We start from the raw sequence: 19,552 nt of genomic DNA on the forward strand, positions 1-19,552 counted from the left end.
GGCGGTGCGACGGGACCTGTCAGACCGTGGGCTCCAAGGAGCTGAGCGCGTCGGCGAGTTGTGTTCGGGTGGTGATGCCGAGTTTGGGGAAGATCCGGTAGAGGTGGGAGCCGATGGTGCGGTGGGAGAGGTAGAGGCGCTGGCTGATCTGGCGGTTGGTCAAGCCGGTGGCAGCGAGTGTGGCGATCTGGAGTTCTTGCGGGCTGAGGCGGTCACGGGCAGATGGCGATCGTGGGGTGCTGCTTTCGCCTGCGGAGCGCAGTAGCTGACGAGTGTGGTCGCTCCAGTGTGGTGCGCCGAGGGTGTCGAAAATGTCTCTTGCTTCGCGCAGAGGTGCTCTGGATTCGACGGTACGGCGCTGTCTGCGAAGCCAGCGGCTGTGGGCGAGAAGGAGGCGTGCGCGGTAGGGCGGCCATCGGCTCGGATCGATTGCCAGGGCCTGCTTGAGGGGGAGTTCAGCGTTGTCGTCGTCGGCGAGGACGGCCCGGGTGTAGTGCAGGCACATCTGGATCATGGGTGAGGAGAGCTGGTCGGCGAGGTGCTCGAGGCCGGCCAGGATGGTGCGGGCTTCTTCCTGTCGTCCTGTGTGGGCGGCTGCATCGGCGAGGTCGGGGGCGACCCACCAGCGCATTTCGTGAAAGGTGGCTTCGGCGGGGTCGAAGAGGCGTCGCAGGATGTCGAATGCCTCCTCGTAGCGGCCGGTGCCGATCGCCGTGACGGCGCGGACTTGCTGGATGCTGTTGAGGAGGAAGCGCACACCCGTGATGTTGAGGCTGTCCTGTGCGTTCTGCGCGAGAGCCAGGGCGATGTCGTGCTCGCCGCGCAGGGCCGCGAGCATCGCAAGGTTGGTGGTGGCGGAGGTGGCCCAGAAGGTCTCGCCTGTCTCTTTCGCGAGCGCTGCGGCTTCTTCGCTCTCAGAGCCGGCACGGTCCCACTCGCCGGTCCAGATCCTGCCCCAGCTTCCCGCGCCGAGCGTGCGCGCCAGGAGGGCGAGACGACCCTGGGAGCGGCAGGTGTCGGCGGCAACGCTCATGTAGGACGAGGCCGTATGGAAGTCTCCGAGGATGAGGGAGGCGCCGCCGAGGAAGCGCATGACGTCGGGATCGGACCGGTCGGGAGTCAGGGTGGACATGCGGCTGAGTACCGCGTTTCCGTGCGTCCGCGGAAGGGCGTAGGCCATGACTGCCAGGGTGCGGGGGGCGTCAGGGGGCAGGCCAAGGTGGTCGACCTCTTGCGCGACGGCCGCGCGCAGATCAGGGGACAGGTTGCCCCACCAGCACCGTGAGGCGGCCCGCCACAGCAGGTCGGCGGCCAGGTCGGGGTGGCCACTGGCCCGGGCGGCGCCGGCGGCTTCCAGGAGAGTGCGGATACGGGCTTCGTCGAGCATCTCGCCCGGGTCGACGGTCTCTTGGACGACAGCCAGGCGGCCGCGGTCCTCCGGGCCCATCAGCGACGGGTCGGAACGTTGGACGAGTTCGGCAGCGGCTGTACGTTCTCCGAGTTCGCCGGCGAGCTCCGCGGCCCGCAGCAGGAGCGAGGTGCGTCGCCCAGGAGCGGCGGTCAGGTCGGATCCGCGTTCGAGGGCGGTGACGGCGATGGTGACGGCGCCGCGTGGCCGGGCTCTTGCGGCGAATGCCTCCAGGTCGGAGACGACGTCTTCGTCGGTTCCCAGCGTGGCTGCCGCCCGGTGCCAGACCTGCCGGTCCGGGTCGGTCTCAAGGACGACGGCCAGCGCCGCGTGGATCGCCAGTCGTTCAGCGACCGTGGCCCGGGTGTAGACCGCGGATCGGATCAGCGGGTGGCGGAACTGGACGCGCAGGGTGTCCGGACCGATGAGGGACTTGTCGACGGCGGGCTGGAGCGCCGCGGTACCGACGGGTGTGCCGCCGGCGATCGCCGCGGCGCGCAGCAGTTGGGGCAGGTCGCAGCTGGTGTCGGCGGATGCTGCGAGGAGGAGCGTCCTGCTGTCCGCGGGCAGGTCGGTGTAGCGGATTCCGAAGGCCCGCTCGAGTCGCTCGTTGAGGGGGAGAAGGTCGCGGGGTCGCCCGGCTGCCGGGTTGGGTCGGATCAGGGATTTGGGGAGTTCGACCAGGGCCAGCGGGTTGCCGGCCGCCTGGCTCAGGATCAGGGAGCGCTGGGCGTCGGTCAGTTGTGGGGCGCCTGCCGCGAGGAGTGCTTGCGCGACGGTGGATTCCAGTGGACGCAGGGACATTTCGCGCAGGCCGCCGCCTCTGAGGGGGTCCGGGTGGCCGGTGCGTGAGGCGGTGAGGATGAGGACGGGGTCGGTGGTCACCCTGCGGGCCACGAAGGCCAGCACGTCGGCGCTCGGCCGGTCGATCCATTGGGTGTCGTCGGCGACCGCCACCACGGGGGTAAGGGCGGCGCACTCCGTCAGGAGCTCCAGGGTGGCCAGTGCGACGCTGAACAGGTCGGGGACAGTACCCTGCGCGTCGAAGGCGGTGCGCAGGGCCCGGCGCTGGCCCGGCTCCAGCCGGTGCGCGTGCCGTCGGAGCGGGAGCAGGAGCTGGTGAAGTCCCGCGAAGGGCATCCGGCTCTCGGGTTCGACGCCCAGGGCGGTGAGCACGGTCATGTTCCGGCGGGTGGCGTCGGCGCAGGCCCAGGCAAGCAGGGCGGACTTCCCGATACCGGCCCCACCGCTGAGGACCAGCGCGTTTCCCTGCCCGTTTGCCGCCTGATCGAGCAACTGCTCCAGCAGTGCCCTCTCACTCTGTCTTCCCACGAGGCCGCTCTCGCTGCCGTCGAGCGGCACGAACTGGGACAGGATGCCGTTCACGGGCTGCTCCGCCGGGGTGTGAGACGTGGTGTACGACGGTCGCCGAGCGCATCAAGCGGCATCGGCAGGGAGAACGTATGACGGGGCGGACGGCTCCGGCACCGAGTGCCGGATTTGCCGCGATGGCCGTCGCGGTGAGGCTGGTCGCCAGAGAAGCAGGCACGGTCGGACCAGAGCCGTCCGCGGCCGGGGAGGCGAGTCGGGCCGGCTAGGAGGCTTTGCGTTCCTCGGTGGTGAGCCGGCGCCATTCGCGTGGGGTGAGGCCGTAGGCCGCCCGGAATCGCCGCGTGAAGTGAGAGGGATCGCGAAAGCCCCAGGAGCGGGCGACATCCGTGATCGAACGCCGCTCCTGCGAGCGGGCAAGATCGGTCCGGGCGCCGGCCAGGCGTCTGGTGACGATCCACTGTTCAAGAGTCGTGTCTGGTGGCTGGATCAGCCGGTAGAGCTGACGCAGCGAAATGTTGTGCGCGGCGGCGATCACCGCGGGCCGTAGCTCCGGGTCACGCAGATGAGCTTCGATGTAGGCATTGATCCGGGCGGGCAACGTGTCATCCAGGGCTGCGGCCGCGTCCCTGTGCTCGCTGTCGGTGGACGCCAGCAGGGCGCGGACCAGGGCGATGCTCGCCTCACCGACGGCCGGCGCCTGGCCGTCACGACTGACAGCGTCGGCCTGCCTCGTGAGCGTGGCCAGGTGTTGGCGGACCAGCGGGAACAGTGCGCTGGCGTGCAGTCTGGGGGCGGCGCGGCGCACCAGGCCGACCGGCAGCCCGAGCCGGTCGTAGGGGACGGACAGAGCACTGGCGCAGCCGAGACCGGACCAGACGTAGTCGTAGGGGGCGGTGAGATCAGAAAGCAGAAGGTCGCCGCGGCCGAGGTCGAGTGTGTGCTCGGCCTGGGTGCGGCGGGCCCGGCCGTACTCCTGAAGAGCCAGTGCGACGGTCTCGGGTGCGTCCCGACGGATGTGCGTGGGGGTGCGGGTCATCCGCATGCCCGTACCGTCGTGCCGCCACAGGAAGGCATCCCCGAAGTGCCACAGGTCGATCCGGGCGCGAGGACTGCTGCCGGAGTCCTGATGCTGGAGTCTGCAGGCCGGGGTGGCGGTCAGCATCGCGGCGCGGACGGCCTCGGCCCGATCGCGCTCCGGTATGTCCGCGGTGTCGAGAACCAGAACCATGTCGTTCCTCCCCCAGCCGCTCGCAGCGGCTGCCCCTCCCTGATCCCATCGTAATGACCAGCCACGATGGGACGTTGCCTCCAAGCCCTCCGGCAGTCGTACCGCTCCCGTACGACTCAAGGCTCAGAACTGGCCGGGACGACGACTCAAGCAGCAGACACAGTCGGATGACTCAATCCTGCGCTGGGCCCGGCACGGGAGATTGAGGGCACCAAGCACGACGGACCACCCGGTGTGACAGCGCCGGCCGACCACCGTGCCAGCCCCACCCCACCGACACCTGTTCGCTCACGGAGGACCAGCATGCCCACCATCACCACCCGCGACGGCGCCGAGATCTTCTTCAAGGACTGGGGCAGCGGGCGCCCGGTCGTCTTCAGCCACGGCTGGCCGCTGAACGCCGACGCCTGGGACAACCAGGCCAACCTGGTCGCCTCGCACGGCTTCAGGGCCATCGCCCACGACCGGCGTGGACACGGCCGCTCCTCCCAGACCTGGGACGGCAACCACATGGATCAGTACGCCGACGACCTGGCTGAGCTGATCGAGCAGCTCGGACTGACCGATGCCGTCCTGGTCGGTCACTCCACCGGCGGTGGCGAGGTCGCCCACTACCTCGGCCGCCATGGCACCTCGCGGGTGTCCAAGGCCGTCCTGCTCGGTGCCGTCCCACCGCTGATGCTCAAGACCGCCGCGAACCCCGAAGGCACCCCCATCGAGAACTTCGACGCGATCCGGGCCGGCGTCGCCGCCGACCGCTCGCAGTTCTACCAGGACCTCAGTTCCCCGTTCTACGGCGCCAACCGTGACGGCGCGAACGTCTCCCAAGGCCTGCGCGACGCGTTCTGGCTGATGAGCATGCAAGTCGGCATCAAGGGCGCCCTCGACTGCATCAAGGCGTTCTCGGAGACCGACTTCACCGAGGACCTCAAGAGCATCGACATCCCCGTCCTGGTCGCACACAGCGACGACGACCAGATCGTCCCCATCCAGGCCGCCGCCCTGCAGACCGTCAACTTCGTCAAGGACGCACAGCTCAAGGTCTACGCGGGCGCCCCGCACGGCCTGGTCGGCGACTTCGAGAAGGCGTTCAACGCCGACCTGCTCGCCTTCATCACGAGCTGAACCACCTCACCCGCCCGACCGTACCCGGGGCACCGCACGGCCCGCGCGTTCCGTCGCACCGCACACCGGTGCCCCGGTCTTCCGCTCAACACCTGCTTCGAGGAGCCCCGCATGTCCGATCACCCCGCCCGGATCCCCGCCGCCATCCTGGAGCGCGTTGCCGAGGCCAACGCCTCGGGCCGCACACCCGTCGTCTTCATCCACGGCCTGTGGCTCCTGCCCAACAGCTGGGACCGCTGGGCGGCGCTGTTCGAGGCCGCCGGATACGCCCCGCTCTCGCCGGGCTGGCCCGACGACCCGGACACGGTCGAGGAGGCCGCCGCTCACCCGGAGGTCTTCGCCAACAAGTCGGTCGGCCAGGTCGCCGACCACTACAGCGCCGTCATCGGACTCCTCGACCGCAAGCCCGCCGTCATCGGCCACTCCTTCGGTGGTCTCCTCGCCCAGATCGTCGCCGGCCGCGGGCTGGCAGCCGCCACCGTCGCCATCGACGCGGCGCCCTTCCGCGGTGTCCTGCCGCTGCCCGTCTCCGCCCTGCGCTCCTCCCTGCCCGTTCTCGGCAACCCCGCCAACCGGCACCGTGCCGTGCCCCTCACCTTCGAGCAGTTCCGCTACGCCTTCGCCAACGCCGTCAGCGAGGACGAGGCCCGACAGCTTCACGACGCCTACGCGGTCCCGGCGCCCGGCGCACCGCTCTTCCAGGCTGCCACCGCGAACTTCAACCCCTGGACCGAAGCCAAGGTCGACGTCCACAACCCCGACCGCGGCCCCTTGTTGGTCGTCTCCGGCGAGAGGGACCACACCGTCCCGCACGCCATCTCCGCGGCCGCCTACAAGCGCCAGCTCCACAACCCCGGCCTCACCGAGTTCACCGAAATCCCGGACCGCGGGCACTCGCTGACCATCGACCGCGGCTGGCGCGACGTCGCCGAGACCGTTCTCACCTTCGTACAGCGATTCACCAAGTAGCCCCAACCCGCCCCGACACCCCGCCTCAGCTGGAGAACCCGATGGCGCACCTGTTCCCCACCATCCGACGCGTCCCGCGTAAGGCCGGCCCCGTCGCCGCACTGACCACGCTGCTCGCCGTCGGTCTGACCCTCACCCCCGCCGCAGCCTCGAACGCCGACCACACCGAAACGGCCAGACCCAAGCCCACCATCGTGCTGGAACACGGCGCGTTCGCCGACGCCTCCGGCTGGAACGCCGTCATCCACGCCCTGCGAAAGCGCGGCTACACCGTCTACGCCCCGGCCAACCCGCTGCGCTCCCTGTCCGGCGACACCGAGTACCTCAAGTCGTTCCTCGCCACCATCCCGGGCCCCGTCATCCTCGTCGGCCACTCGTACGGCGGCGCCGTCATCACCGGCGCCGCCACCGGCGACCCAGCGGTCAAAGCCTTGGTCTACATCGCCGCCTACGCCCCGGACCAGGGCGAAACCGTCGCCCAGGCCACCACCCTCGGCGGCGGAACCACCAAACTGCTGCAGCACATCACCGCGCGCCCCTTCCCCGGTGCCGCCACCGGCGACGCCGACGCCTACATCGACACCGCCTACTTCCGGCAGCTCTTCGCCCAGGACCTACCGGCCGACAAGGCAGCGCAGATGGCCGCCGCACAGCGCCCCGCCGCCTTCACCACCCTCTCCCAGCCCGCAGGCACACCCGGCTGGAAGACCATCCCGTCCTGGTACCTGATCGCCCGCGACGACCACACCATCCCCCCGGCAGCCGAGCGCGCCATGGCAGCCCGCGCCAACGCCCACACCATCGAGATCAACAGCTCCCACGCCGCCATGGTCAGCCACCCCCACGCCGTCACCGACCTCATCCTCGACGCTGCCACCGGCTGACCCGGCATCCGAAAACTGCGGTGCCCGGTCCAGGCCTGACAGCCCGTGCCGGGCACCGCACTGCCTACAGCGCGGAACAGGGAGTGCTGCTTCACCAAGCCCGACCCCGGCCAGGACGCCTCGCCCCAGGCGGCGTGACCGGCACCGGGGCCGGTGCCGCGTGATTCAGGAGGTGCCGACTCCGGGGCGGCCGAGGCGGATCATCGCGCGGTACAGGGCAGTTGATGCGGGGGCTGGAGACAAGGGCGGGACATCGGTACCGGGGGTGGCGAAGGCGCGGAGCAGGTGGCCGACCAGACGGCGCCAGCTGTCGGGGGCCGCGTCGCCGGTGGCGGCGATGACGCCGGCGTTGGCCATGAGCAGGATGACGATGTCCTGGTGGGTGAAGTCCTCGCGCAGGTGCCGGGCGGCCTGGGCACGGGTGATGAGTTCGACGACGCCGTGGTAAGAGGCGGCGCGGCGCTCTTCGAGCGCCTTGGCTGCGGGGAAGGTCATGGTCAGGACGTCGGCGAAGCCGCGGTCGGCGGCCTGCATGGCGCAGATGGCTTCGATGTAGCGGGTGAAGCCGTGCCAGGGGTCGGGGTCGGCGAGGGCTTCGGTGACGGCGTAGGCGTCCATCCGGTCGGCGAAGACCGCGGTGATGAGGTCTTCGCGGGTGGCGAAGCGGCGGGAGAGCGTGGCTTTGCCGACATCGGCCTCGCGGGCGACGGCGGCCATGGACACACCGAGTCCCTCGGCGGCGTAGAGACGGCGGGCGGCTGCCAGGATGCGCTCGCGGTTGCGTTCGGCGTCGGCGCGCAGTCCCGGTTCGGGCTGTCGGCCTGAGGTTTCTGCGGGGACGGCAGGCGGTGTCATGACCCCACGATCACCAACCCGACCGACAAGCCCGCCACCGGCCGCAGCCGCTCCGGGTTCCTCGGCCACGACCAGGTCGGCTCCGCGATGACCCGCGCGGACATCGCCGCCTTCCTCGTCTCCCAGCTCACCGACACCCGCTACCGGCGCGCGATGCCCGCCATCAGCAACTGACCCACCGAAAGAAGGACGTGGGCGGTGCGCTCGCCCAGGCCCCGGAACACCGCGAGGAGTCCGCCGTGGAACTCGGCATCCTGTCCCTGGGTGGTCCACAAACGAGACAGCAGAGCCGGGTCACCGTGACCGGGGATGCTGCCGTTGCCCAAGTACCAGGTTGAGCCCTCCCGGTCATGGCCCACCCGCAGACGCCGCAGCCAGCCACACGGCTTGAGGACCGTCTCGTAGACGGCGCGCAGTGTCGTGCGGGAGATGCCGGCTTCTTCGGCCGTCTGCCGCTCGCTGGCGTGGTGCAGGGGTCCGCCCGCGATCTCGGCGACGTTCAGGTGCGCCCGCAGCACCCGCAGCGCGGTTCGTCCGCGTTCCCCGCGCCAGGGCGTGGTCTCGATGCGGTCCCGCAACGGGGCAAGCGCCTCGTACGCCTCGTGGCGGGAGCCCAGCGCCCTGTTGGTGCTGACCGCTTCCGAAGCGTTGGCCCACACCCGGCGGATGTAGCCCAGGGCACGCGACTGCCCGGAGCGCAGCGCGATGCTGCGGGCGTGACGTCCGCCCTCGTGCGCGGGGTGAAGCAGCAGTTGGTTCAGCTGGTCGATGGTGCCGTCGGCGCGGGCCACGTGACAGGCGATGGCCGCGGTGATCCGGTGTCCGTGCTCGGCCGCGCCCTGCCGGTCCGGGCGCAGGACCAGGCTCCGGCTGTCGGAGCCGAGCCGGCTGTAACTGCCGGTGGCGTAGCGGCCGGTGAGGTCTCCGAACAGAAGAGATCGGTCGCGGCCGACGGCAGTTGGGCGTGGCCGACAATGCCGCGGAATTCGGCGGACGTTAGTTGAGAGAGGGCGTGATGAGTGCTGTCTGTTACGACTTCCGTCTCACGGAAGATGTCCGATGCAATGCCACGTCAGCGGGGCGATGCGTGAGATCTGCGGTACGGGCGGCCGGACTTGAGGCACGGGCCTGGCCGCGAGCCCGTTGTCCCTAGGTGTGCCACGCGCTACAGTCGCCCTGCGCTTACGAGCGCTGAGTCCACGGACATCCGGCCCACGGGCCGCCTCCCTACGCGGAGTTCACATGGTCACGCTCACCCCGGTGGAACGCGATATCCACCGCTGCCTTCTGTCGCTCGCGAAGAAGGGCGATCCGGCCGACCTGGCTGGCTCGGCATGCATCACGTACAAGGGACTCGGGAAGGCCATCGATCCCGAAGGACGGAACCCGGGCATGTCTCGGCCTCCCTTCCGGACGATGTTCCCCGCTCTCGGCCACGTCAGCATGTACGAGGTCGAGCACGGCCGCCCCATGCTCTCGGCGCTCGTCGTGAGCCAGGAAACCGGCACTGCCGGACCGGGGTTCGCTGAACTGGCCCGGCACCTCCAGTTCGAGGTCGAGGACGACGAGGCCTTCTGGCGCCGCGAACTCCAGGAAACGGTGCGCTTCTGGTCCGCGAATGACCCCGTGCTTGTTGTCGACGCGGCCGTCGACCGGGTGATGGAAGAGCTGAAACAGATCAAGGCGCTGCTGCGGAAGCGCGGCGCGTAATCGGCCCGCATTTGCTGATCGAGATTCAAACTTGGCTCGGAACCGTGGAGTTGGGGGCGGAGTGCGCACCGCGATAGTCCGTCGCGTCTCTGTGTACGAGGCGGTCGGTGATGCCGACGGCGAGGAATCCAACGGCCCGGAGCCCGAACCGCTCGGACCCCTCAATTTCGCCGGCGAGTGTGCCCAGCCGGCCGCCGGCGCCCTCGCCCGGCTCGGCTTCGCCATCGATGGGGGTCGCGCCTATCCAGACGCACCGTCCTCCGATCCGCGGAAACGGTTGGAGGACGTGGGATCAGGGATGGTGGCGGCCCGGTCGTGATCCACCACGTGGGCCACGGTCTCGTCAGCCGCGACCGCAATCTGCGGTTACCCGGACCGGACTGGACCTGGACCTACAAGAACCCGGGGGCGCCTCATCGCCTATAGGGATGTCTTTGCCGCCGAGCCTGGCGCGCCCGCCTCCGGTCCGTGGCATGCAGGCTCATCCTGCGCCCAGGCCCTCGAAGGACGATCGGAGCAGAACGGCGGCACGGCCCTGCCCGTTGTGGCTCAGGCCGTCTGCAACCCGGCCGACGGTGTGCCTCAGGCACTCGGCGGAAGCGCGGTCCATGGTGGGCAGATGGCGGCCAAGGGCCTCCACGTGCGGCAGGACGACATCGTCCGGAAGGGCGTCACGGTGCCGCAATACCTCTTCCGCCTCACGGAAGGGGCTGGGGGGGGGGACTGGCGGGTGGCCGCAGTGCGTGGTGCCCCAGCGGTCGGTGACGGCAGTGGCCCGGAGCAGGGGCTGGAGGCGGCTCTTCGGCCGACGTGCACCTCACATACCGATGATCAGTCGGCTGGCCTGCCTCGGGACAGCCGCGGTGACCTGCGAGGCGCCGCCCTCGGACTCCCATGTCCTCTCCGCATCCCGCACCTGGTCGGGGAGGGGGGAAACGTCGTGCAGGGCCCGGTCGGCGGTGATGAGCCCGCTCGCTGTCAGTGGCGGGCCGTCGTGTTCGGATGCCGCCGTCATGAGACGTGCAGCTGCTTCCGGGTCGGTCTCGGGCGGGATCACCAGCAGGTCCCAGCGGCCGGTGCCGTAGGACAAGAGAAGAAGCTTGTGCGGGTCGATCTCCGGATCGAACCAGCCGGCCTTCACGACATGGCCGCTGACGGGCACCTTGTGCGGGATGACCGGCCAGTGCTCGGGGTTGACGGCGACATGGGTGATGCGGCCCCACAGGGGGTCCAACGCATCGGTCAGTGCGGGCAGTTCGCGCAGCAGGTCGCGGGAGCGCGGCCACCAGGCGCCGTCCAGGAGCCCGCGGGACCGGGCGTTGGCCTTCAGTACGAGACGGGCGGGAGGCGCTGCGACGGGTGCGAGCCGCGGCAGGGTTGCTTCGAAGGTCGCGGTCATGATGAGGACCCGTCTCCGGGTCGCCCCTGAAGTTGCGGCCCGGGTTTCGCCTTTCGCCGGGAACGACCCGGCGTGGGAGCCGGTGTGCGAAATGCCCTCGGTGTCTTCACCGTACTCCTTCCTCCTCCTGCCGTGGCCGTCGTACCGCCAGGAGTAGGCTGACGACGTCGGGGGCACCTCGTACGCCGGTGATCGCACAGGCCTCGTCCTCGTCGCACCAGAGATGCGGGCCGCCCAGGTCCGGGCAGGTTCCGCCCCGTGACATCCGAAGCCGCGCACTGCCCACCCCGTTCCGAGGTCACGCACGAGCAGGACCGGGTGGAAGTCCGTATGGTCGCCGCGGGCTGTGACGCGGTTCGGCGCGTCGCGGACGCGCGCCGGCCGCCTTTCGCCAGGGACGAGCAGGGTCGTGGGCCCCCGGGAAAGGAAGACGCGACCGCACCTCACAGCGGACGCCCCGCACGTCGCGGGTCCACTCCGCTCCTGCCCCGACTTCAGCGGACCGCCCGCCGATCGCACCCATCCACCCGCCGTCGAATAGGCGCAGCCCAAGACCCCGGCCGCACTGTCGTCACCGAGGTCAAGGACCGCCCATGTCTTTCCCGTTTCTCCGGTCTCTCCGTCCCGCGTCCGTGACTCAGCCGGAAATCGTCCCGCCGCTCCTGGAGTACGACGGGAGGGCGCCTTTCCCGCGCGGCGGAACGACGTGCGAGCGCACCGGCAACGAACGCCTCTCTCTGACGATCACGGCGTTGATCGTCTTCCTGCCGTTCCTGGCACTCGGCCTGGCCGGCTGGTTGCTGTGGGGGCGCCTGATCCATCCTGTCGATGTCCTGCTCGCCGCGGTGCTCTACACGGTCACGGGCCTCGGCGTCACCGTCGGCTTCCACCGGGGCCTGACCCATGGCGGCTACCGGGCCGTACGGCCACTGCGCATCGCGCTCGCGACCGCCGGGTCGATGAGCTTCCAGGGTGACGTGATCGGCTGGGTCGCCATCCACCGCCGCCACCACGCCTTCACCGACCGGCCGGGCGATCCGCACTCTCCGTACCGCTACGGCACTTCTGTGCGCGGCCAGTTACGGGGCCTGGTGGACGCCCACGTCGGCTGGCTTTTCCGCAACGACCCCACGTCCGCTGCGCGTTACGCTCCCGACCTCGTCGCCGACCGCGACATCCGGGCCGTGTCCAGGGCTTTCCCGGCCCTGTGCGTGCTCACCCTCGTCCTCCCCTTGGCCGCGGGCCGACTGATCGGCGGCACCTGGGCGTCCGCTCTGACCGCCCTGCTGTGGGCGGGACTTGTCCGCATCGCCCTGCTCCACCACGTCACCTGGAGCGTGAACTCCCTCTGCCATGTGATCGGCGAGCGTCCGTTTCGCACCCGTCGCCACGACCGCGCCACCAACTTGTGGCCTCTGGCCCTGCTCTCTTTCGGCGAGAGTTGGCACAACCTCCACCACGCCGACCCCACCAGCGCCCGGCACGGCGTCGACCGTGGCCAGCTCGACCCCTCCGCCGCCGTCATCCGCCTCTTCGAACGCCTCGGCTGGGTCAGGGACGTGCGCTGGCCCACCCCGGACCGTATCGCCGCCCGCCGCGTGTGAACCCGATCGACCGTGTCTCCTTCAGGAGTTCCCATGACACTCGTTCCCCCGCCCCGGCCCCCGCTCCCGTCGTCCGCCGTCCGCCTGCGTCTGTCGGCCCGACCGGCACAGGGCCACATGCCCCGGCACATCGACGGTGCCTGGTGGCCCCGCTCGACCGATCTGACGTCCGAACTGCCCCAGCTGCTGGGCGGGCTGCCGGCCGCCTGGGGGCACGTCAGCAGTGTCCTTGCGGACGAGGCCGTATGGGCCTCGTTCCCGGGCCGGCTGTTCGTCGCCGACCAGGTGGTACGCCTGCGTCGGACGACCAGCCGGCACGCCCCGTCCATCGTCTGCCTGCTGGCGCCCGGCCGCGGCCGGTGGGACCTGCTGGTCGTACCGCCCGCGGCCACGGAGGCGGAGGCCGGGGAGCTCATGGACAGCATGGACACGCCGTGAAGGACAGCGTGGGGTGGGGCACCGCTGTCCGTTGACGGTGCCTGTCGGATCAGTTGTGGCCCGCGGCACCCAGGGATGCCGTGGGCTCCCGACAGGCCGCCGGGGCCGCTCGCGAGCGCGGCCAGCACGGCCTTCGCGTCCTCGGCGGAGGCGTCCCCCCACCCCGCATCTCCGCCACCCGGGTGGTCACTGACTCCAGGTCCAATCGGCGACCTCGGGCAGGTCCGCCCCATGGGCGCGGATCCAGTCGTGATGGCGGTAGCGGACGTCGACCATCCGCTGCCGCAGCTCCGCCGCACGGACCGCGAGACCGGGCACCCGGTCGATGACGTCCATGACCAGCCGGTACCGGTCGAGGTCGTTGCGTACGACCATGTCGAACGGGGTCGTGGTGGTCCCCTCCTCCTTGTAGCCGCGGACGTGCAGGTGCGGGTGGTTGGCGCGCCGGTAGGCGAGCCGGTGGATCAGCCACGGATAGCCGTGGTACGCGAAGACGACCGGTTTGTCGGGGGTGAACAGCGCGTCGTACTCGCTCTCGGACATGCCGTGCGGGTGCTCCTCCGCGGGCAGCAGCCGGGCGATGTCGACGACATTGACCACCCGTACCGCGAGTTCGGGCAGATGGAGACGGAGCAGCGAGGCGGCGGCCAGCACTTCGAGGGTGGGCACGTCGCCCGCGCAGGCGAGCACCACGTCCGGCCCGCCGCGCTCGGGCTCGGTGCCGGCCCAGGACCAGATCCCGGCGCCGCGGGCGCAGTGCGCGCGGGCGGCGTCGAGGTCGAGCCAGTCGAAGCAGGGCTGCTTGCCCGCGACGACGACATTGACGTAGTCGCGGCTGCGCAGCACGTGATCCGCCACGGACAGAAGGGTGTTGGTGTCCGGGGGGTAGTAGACCCGCACGACCTCCGGGGACTTGTTGAGTACGTGGTCGACGAAACCGGGGTCCTGGTGGGAGAAGCCGTTGTTGTCCTGACGCCACACGTGGGACGTGAGCAGGTAGTTGAGGGAGGCGATCGGGCGGCGCCAGGGGAGCCGGCGGGCGACACGCAGCCACTTGATGTGCTGGTTCGCCATGGAGTCGACGATGTGGACGAAGGCCTCGTAGCAGGAGAACAGACCATGCCGTCCCGTGAGGAGATAGCCCTCCAGCCAGCCCTGGCAGGTGTGTTCGGACAGGATCTCCATCACCCGGCCACCGCGTTCCAGGTGCTCGTCCGTCGGCAGTACCTGGGCCTCCCACGCCTTGCCGCTCGCCTCGTAGACGGCCTGGAGACGGTTGGAGGCCGTCTCGTCCGGGCCGACCAGCCGGAAGTCCCGCCGCTCGCCCGTGTCGGCCATCACCCGCGCCAGCAGGTCGCCGAGGACACGGGTCGGCTCATGCGCCGTCGCGCCGGGCTTGTCGACCGGGACGGCGAACCGTTCCAGGGGCGGGAGGGGCAGGTCGTGCAGCAGCAGGCCGCCGTTGGTGTGCGGGTTGGCGCCCAGACGGTGCGCGCCGTCGGGGACGCAGGCCAGGACCTGGTCCCGGGGGCGTCCGTGCTCGTCGAAGAGTTCCTCCGGCCGGTAGGAGCGCAGCCATTGCTCCAACTGCCGCAGATGGTCCGGGTTTTCGCGTACGGCAGACAGGGGGACCTGGTGGGCTCGCCAGGTGCCCTCGACCGGGAGGCCGTCGACCTCGGCCGGTCCGGTCCAGCCCTTGGGAGTGCGCAGCACGATCACCGGCCACCGTGGGCGTTCGGTGACGGCGGAGTCGGTGCCCTCGGTGCGGGCGGCGTGCTGGAGGGCGGCGATGCGGTCCAGGGCCTCGTCCATGGCGCGGGCCATCGCCCGGTGGACGGCATGAGGGTCGTCCCCGGTGACATGGAGGGGCTCGTGGCCGTATCCCCTGAGCAGGGAGTCGAGTTCGGGCTCCGGTATCCGCGCCAGGACCGTCGGGTTGGCGATCTTGTAGCCGTTGAGGTGCAGGATCGGCAGGACGGCACCGTCGTGTACCGGGTCGAGGAACTTGCCGGAGTGCCAGGAGGCGGCCAGCGGGCCCGTCTCGGCCTCACCGTCGCCGATCACGCAGGCCACGAGTAGCCCTGGGTTGTCGAACGCGGCCCCGTAGGCGTGCGAGAGGGAGTAGCCCAGCTCGCCGCCTTCGTGGATCGATCCGGGCGTCTCGGGCGCGACATGGCTCGGGACGCCGCCCGGGAAGGAGAACTGCCGGAAGAGGCGGGCCATGCCGGCGGTATCCCGCGTGATGTCCGGGTACGTCTCGGTGTAGCTGCCCTCCAGCCAGGAGTTCGCCACCACGGCGGGCCCGCCGTGACCTGGCCCCCAGACACAGATCGCGTCCAAGTCCCTGTCTTTCACGACCCTGTTGAGGTGCGTGTGGACCAGATTCAGTCCAGGTGAGGTACCCCAGTGCCCCAGCAGTCGCGGCTTGACGTGCTCGGGTGCCAGGGGCTCGGTCAGCATGGGGTTGGACATGAGGTAGATCTGCCCGACGGCCAGATAGTTCGCCGCCCGCCAGTGGGCGTCCAGCGCGTTCAGTTCCTCCTCGTCGATGTTGCCGATGCGTACAGGGGTGTCGAGCGAGGTCTCGCGAGGGGGATCGAGCGGCATGACGAACCCTTCTTGAAGAGGGCTGCTCAGGAACTTCGGGAACTGAGGCCGGGGAGGAATTCGGTTTCGTCGATGAAGGCGCGGGCGACGTCCGAGAGGCGGCGGTTGTGGGAGCGGGCGTAGGCCCTCAGGGTGGTGAAGGCCTGTTCCATGTCCGTGTGGCGGCGTTCGGCGAGCTTTCCCTTGGCCTGTTCGATCAGGACGCGGCTGCTGAGGGCTGACTGCAACTGCTCGTTGAGGAGCGTGTTGCGCTCGGTGGTGCGTTGTTGCAGCAGGCTGATGGTGGCGACGTCGGCGAGGGCCTGGGCGAAGGGGGCGGCGGCGGGGTTGATGGGCGCCGGGGCGGCGTGGAAGAGGTTGAGGGCGCCCACGACCTCGTCGCGCAGGCGCATGGGCAGCGCCTGGACGGCGTTGAAACCGCTGCGCTGAGCCTGGGCTGCGAACAGGGGCCAGCGGGCGGCCTCGTTGCGCAGGTCGTGGACGGAGACCGCGACTCCGGTGTGGAAGCAGTCCAGGCAGGGGCCTTCGTGGTTCTGGAGCTGGAAGAGTTCCAGGAGGCGCACCCGTTCGTCGGAGGCGGCCATGACGCGCAGTACGCCGTCACGGTCGGCGAGCAGGACGCCCGCCGCGCTCGCGTCGAGCAGGTCGACGCAGCGGTCGGTGAGCAGACGCAGGAAATCCATGAGGTCGAAGTCGGCGACGAGACTGTCGGCGAGCTCGACGAACGTCCGGGCCATCAGCTGTTCCTTCATCGTGCACACCTCTGTGTATGGGGCGTGAGCATCAGGACTCCTCGTCGGGTGGTCGCGCATCCGGCGGTTGGATGTCGGACGGAGCCGTGTCCGGGGGGAGGCGGAGCCGGTGGGCGACCACGTCGGCGGCGACCACCGAGAGCCGTGTCCCTCGGGCGTACGCGTGGGCGCGCAGCCGGATGAAGGCCTCCTCGAAGCCGACGTCGAGCTGGACCATGAGGATGCCGGTGGCCTGGTCGATCTCGGCGCGGTATCCGCCCAGGTCGTCGAAGGGTGCGGCGTCCGCCCGGTCGGTGCCGGCCGCGTCGGCGTCGGGCGCGTGGGTGTCGAACGGGACACCCGTCTCACTGATCCGGGCACCGAGCAGAATCAGCGTGGCAGCGTCGGCGAAGGCCATCGCATCGGCCACCTCCTCCGCGTCCAGCTCGACCGAGCTGCTGGAGTACAGGTCGAGTACGCCGGGGCTGACGGCCCCGATCCGCAGGGGGAAGGCGAAGACCGCTCTGGCACCGGCTTCCAGGGCCGCGTCGGCGAACACCGTCCAATGTCGCTGGAGTTCACCGGCCAACAGGTCGGGGCAGAGGACCGTCGAGCCGAGGACGTAGGCGTCCACACACGGCCCCTCGCCCAGGGTGAGCTGGAGTTCTTCCAGATGCTGACTGACGGAGTCGGTGCTGCACAGCGGATGACTCGCCCGGTCGCGGGACATCGCGGACATCCCGGCCCCGCCGACCGGCAGTGCCGCCACTGCCGCCGTGCACACGTCGAGGACGCCGACCCGGGCGCCGCGCAGGGCCGCCTGCTCGGCCACGAGAGCCTGGATCCGCGCCGGCCGGCTGCCGGGGATCATGGTCACCACCGGGTCCAGGAGCGGTGATCAAGTCCCTCCAGCCTCAACGCCGTTCGCACCCCCAAGGGGAGAACCGGCGTCAGGAGCACGGCGCCGTCGGCCGCCCCGCGGCCGTCTCGTTCCTGCGGTCGGCGGGCCTCGTCCCGGCCCCGCGCCTGCGGACGAACCAGGATTCCGGCGAAGGCGAAGGCGAAGGCGACGGCGACGGCGACGGCTAAGGTCAAGGCCCGGCCGGCACTGGTGAGCCGGCCGACCACGATCGGGAGTGCTCGGCCGAATCCCGGCCCACCGGAGTCGTCACCGCGTACGGGGAATCCGGACGCGTATCCCACCAGGTTCGATGCCTCAGCGGTCAGCATCGCGGACCCCGGTCTCCAGGTGCCGTGCGCGACACGGTGCAGGACTCCGGGTACGGGTCCGCCAGATCCTCCCGCGGTTCCATGACCTGCCTGCGGTTGAACCGACCCCTTGAACCGACCCCTTGAACCGACCCCTTGAACCGACCCCTGACCCAGGGGCGTCGTGCGCGTGCTGAACGGCTGGTGGTCTGCGCGCCCCCGCGATCGGATCGACCCGGCCAGGGCCGTCGCAGCACACCGTCCGGGAGAGCAGCCGGCGCCGGGGCGAGCCGGTGCGTGGCCCGGTGCACCGGAGAGGGCCGCGAGGACGGTCGGCTCCCGGCGAAGGCATGGGGAAGGGCGAGGACGAGGGAGTCCGGGCCGGTACCAAGGGCACCGGTTGCAGGTCGTTCTCGCCGGTCAGGGTGAGCGGCGCCCGGTTGTCCGTGCCGTGCCGGCAGACGTTCAGGATCGGTGGGATACCCATGGACAGGGTGCCTCGGTTCACGAGACCGCACCGGGTACGCGGTACGGTCGTACGGTCGTGCAGACAGGTGAAGGACCGATCCAGCAGCCGCTGTTCCGGAGCGTAGGACCCGGCCGGTCACCTCGGGGATGCGTGCGGCGGGAGGACGGGTGATCCGCTCTCCGCAGGCATGTGGGCCGAGCAGTGGTGGCCCGCCGGGGTCTGGGACGTCCGTACGCAGCATAGTCCCGAGGCCGGTCTCCTGGTTGGTCCGGAGAGGGGCACCTCGATGTACCCGGCGGTGATCGGGCGGCTTCCATGCCGTGCCGGGGCGTTGAACGCGGGTGAGACACCGTCAGCCGGGCCGTCCGTCCGTCGTACCGTCCGCTCCGCCGAAGAAGCCTCACCTGCCCCGCGCTCGCGGGAGGGATCTCCCGGTACTGCCGGAACGTGAGCCGTGGTTCGTCGGTCTGCGTCGGTGACCGGGTCCTGCCCGGCGGTAAGTGGTCACAGGATCGATGCCGGTCCTCCTGATCGCGGGGACATTACTGACTTCCGCGGGGTCCGGGCGAATCGGAAGGCGGATGTGCCGTCCGGATGATCCGGAGCGGCATGGCCTACGCCGGGCCGTCGGTTCGACGCCCGGCCACCTCCCTGGTCAACGCAGTCTCGACTAGCGGGAGTTCTGCGAGCTGGGCAGGGGCCGCTGGGGCGAACGGAGCCTCGGCGGGAGCGTTCACCGGCTCGGCCGATGGCGTCGGCAGGATGCGGTCCTCCCACCAGGACAGGCCCATCACGGCAGCGAGCAGGACGAAGGGGGTCGAAGCCGGAACGATCAGCGCGTACATGTGTACCGCCTGCGGTGGTATGCGTGCGACGCGGCGGACGGCACGAGGGTGCCCGCCTGGGGCGCATCGAAGCTGCGTCAGGGCCCGGTGGCGACGACGGGTGCGGGAGCAGCCCGTTGGTGACGGGACGGAGTCCGGCGCTGATGCGTGAGGTGCGCCCCCGAGGGAGCGCGAGAGGTGATCGACGCTGCCGGGGGCTCGGGCCGTACCACGCACGTTAGCCCTCGCCGTACTCCCCGGACAGACGTCAAGTGGCCATCCGCTTGCGACCGCTTCCGTCGGACGCCGCGGACACGGTGCGCTATCCGTAACCTCTTGGAAGGGCTACGCTGTGTGAACAGGCCCTGGCCCCCGGCAGTGATGGTTTGTTCCGCTCCGGGGAGGCCCGCCGTGTTTGTTCTGCTTCTCGTGCCGATCGTCGTCCTGTTCGGCCTGGGCTTTCTCAATCCCCTCTGGTGGGTGGCCGCGGCCGTGCTGCTCTTCGGTGCCACCCGCTACGGCCGCGATCGCGGGGGAGGCTGGATCCGTGGCGACGGTTCCGATCGCAAGGGCTACCGGGACTACGAGGAGCGCCGGGACCGGCAGGACCGCTGGGACCGCCGCTACAGCCGACAGAACCGGGCGCGCTGGAGGCGTGAGGACCGCCGGGACCACGAACGCCGCGGGTGACCGGTGGACCGGCCTGGCATCACGAGGTTTCCGGGTGGCTTTCGGCCACACCGGGCTCGCGGAGACCGCC

At 70.4% G+C, this 19,552-nt stretch carries 17 protein-coding genes; 7 read left to right on the plus strand and 10 right to left on the minus strand.

Annotated features, from left to right (window positions below):
- Positions 1-19: 19 nt before the first annotated feature.
- Together OG485_RS35760 and OG485_RS35765 are read right to left on the minus strand one after the other, a co-directional pair.
- Entirely contained in the window at positions 20-2,794 is a 2,775-nt protein-coding gene (locus OG485_RS35760) for an ATP-binding protein (protein WP_328672678.1), read from the minus strand.
- Between the two features lie 208 nt (positions 2,795-3,002).
- On the minus strand, positions 3,003-3,968 hold the full coding sequence (locus OG485_RS35765) for a helix-turn-helix domain-containing protein (RefSeq protein WP_328672679.1): 966 nt from the start codon (positions 3,966-3,968) through the stop codon (positions 3,003-3,005).
- A 303-nt stretch (positions 3,969-4,271) separates the two neighbouring features.
- Between OG485_RS35765 and OG485_RS35770 the strand changes: the two genes are divergently transcribed.
- From OG485_RS35770 to OG485_RS35780, 3 genes are all read left to right on the plus strand, one after another.
- Positions 4,272-5,093, plus strand: coding sequence for an alpha/beta fold hydrolase (locus OG485_RS35770; RefSeq protein ID WP_328672680.1), 822 nt, complete (start codon positions 4,272-4,274; stop codon positions 5,091-5,093).
- A 111-nt stretch (positions 5,094-5,204) separates the two neighbouring features.
- A complete protein-coding gene (locus OG485_RS35775; RefSeq protein ID WP_328672681.1) occupies positions 5,205-6,062 on the plus strand; it encodes an alpha/beta hydrolase in 858 nt (285 codons plus the stop codon).
- A 41-nt stretch (positions 6,063-6,103) separates the two neighbouring features.
- A complete protein-coding gene (locus OG485_RS35780; RefSeq protein WP_328672682.1) occupies positions 6,104-6,946 on the plus strand; it encodes an alpha/beta hydrolase in 843 nt (280 codons plus the stop codon).
- A 165-nt stretch (positions 6,947-7,111) separates the two neighbouring features.
- On the opposite strand, the gene OG485_RS35785 is transcribed toward OG485_RS35780, so the two are convergent.
- Both OG485_RS35785 and OG485_RS35790 read right to left on the minus strand, forming a co-directional pair.
- Positions 7,112-7,801 (minus strand): TetR/AcrR family transcriptional regulator, encoded by a 690-nt coding sequence (locus OG485_RS35785; protein ID WP_328672683.1) that lies wholly within the window; start codon positions 7,799-7,801, stop codon positions 7,112-7,114.
- Positions 7,802-7,941: 140 nt separating this feature from the next.
- The gene (locus tag OG485_RS35790) at positions 7,942-8,592 is read right to left on the minus strand and encodes a hypothetical protein (protein ID WP_328672684.1); all 651 of its coding nucleotides are present in this window, start codon (positions 8,590-8,592) and stop codon (positions 7,942-7,944) included.
- 451 nt (positions 8,593-9,043) lie between these two features.
- On the opposite strand from OG485_RS35790, the gene OG485_RS35795 reads away from it, so the two are divergent.
- Entirely contained in the window at positions 9,044-9,511 is a 468-nt protein-coding gene (locus tag OG485_RS35795) for a hypothetical protein (protein WP_328672685.1), read from the plus strand.
- An 817-nt stretch (positions 9,512-10,328) separates the two neighbouring features.
- Here OG485_RS35795 and OG485_RS35800 read toward each other — a convergent pair.
- Positions 10,329-10,910, minus strand: coding sequence for a DUF5994 family protein (locus OG485_RS35800; RefSeq protein ID WP_328672686.1), 582 nt, complete (start codon positions 10,908-10,910; stop codon positions 10,329-10,331).
- A 593-nt stretch (positions 10,911-11,503) separates the two neighbouring features.
- Here OG485_RS35800 and OG485_RS35805 point away from each other — a divergent pair.
- Positions 11,504-12,514, plus strand: coding sequence for an acyl-CoA desaturase (locus tag OG485_RS35805; protein WP_443048832.1), 1,011 nt, complete (start codon positions 11,504-11,506; stop codon positions 12,512-12,514).
- Between the two features lie 33 nt (positions 12,515-12,547).
- The gene (locus tag OG485_RS35810; protein WP_328672688.1) at positions 12,548-12,952 is read left to right on the plus strand and encodes a DUF5994 family protein; all 405 of its coding nucleotides are present in this window, start codon (positions 12,548-12,550) and stop codon (positions 12,950-12,952) included.
- Positions 12,953-13,138: 186 nt separating this feature from the next.
- Here the strand turns inward: OG485_RS35810 and OG485_RS35815 are convergent, their stop codons facing one another.
- From OG485_RS35815 to OG485_RS35835, 5 genes are all read right to left on the minus strand, one after another.
- Positions 13,139-15,559 carry a phosphoketolase family protein gene (locus tag OG485_RS35815; protein ID WP_328672689.1) on the minus strand — a complete coding sequence of 807 codons (2,421 nt, stop codon included), beginning with the start codon at positions 15,557-15,559 and terminating at the stop codon, positions 13,139-13,141.
- 26 nt (positions 15,560-15,585) lie between these two features.
- Positions 15,586-16,311, minus strand: coding sequence for a GAF and ANTAR domain-containing protein (locus OG485_RS35820; protein WP_328672690.1), 726 nt, complete (start codon positions 16,309-16,311; stop codon positions 15,586-15,588).
- Between the two features lie 31 nt (positions 16,312-16,342).
- Complete coding sequence (locus tag OG485_RS35825; RefSeq protein WP_328674779.1) at positions 16,343-17,161, minus strand: GAF and ANTAR domain-containing protein; 819 nt, start codon at positions 17,159-17,161, stop codon at positions 16,343-16,345.
- 2 nt (positions 17,162-17,163) lie between these two features.
- The gene (locus tag OG485_RS35830) at positions 17,164-17,520 is read right to left on the minus strand and encodes a hypothetical protein (protein ID WP_328672691.1); all 357 of its coding nucleotides are present in this window, start codon (positions 17,518-17,520) and stop codon (positions 17,164-17,166) included.
- A gap of 1,062 nt (positions 17,521-18,582) precedes the next feature.
- Complete coding sequence (locus tag OG485_RS35835; RefSeq protein WP_328672692.1) at positions 18,583-18,813, minus strand: hypothetical protein; 231 nt, start codon at positions 18,811-18,813, stop codon at positions 18,583-18,585.
- A gap of 390 nt (positions 18,814-19,203) precedes the next feature.
- Here OG485_RS35835 and OG485_RS35840 point away from each other — a divergent pair, with 390 nt between their 5' ends.
- A complete protein-coding gene (locus OG485_RS35840) occupies positions 19,204-19,482 on the plus strand; it encodes a hypothetical protein (RefSeq protein WP_328672693.1) in 279 nt (92 codons plus the stop codon).
- Positions 19,483-19,552: the final 70 nt, after the last annotated feature.

This window comes from Streptomyces sp. NBC_00328, assembly GCF_036139655.1.
Lineage (GTDB): Bacteria > Actinomycetota > Actinomycetes > Streptomycetales > Streptomycetaceae > Streptomyces.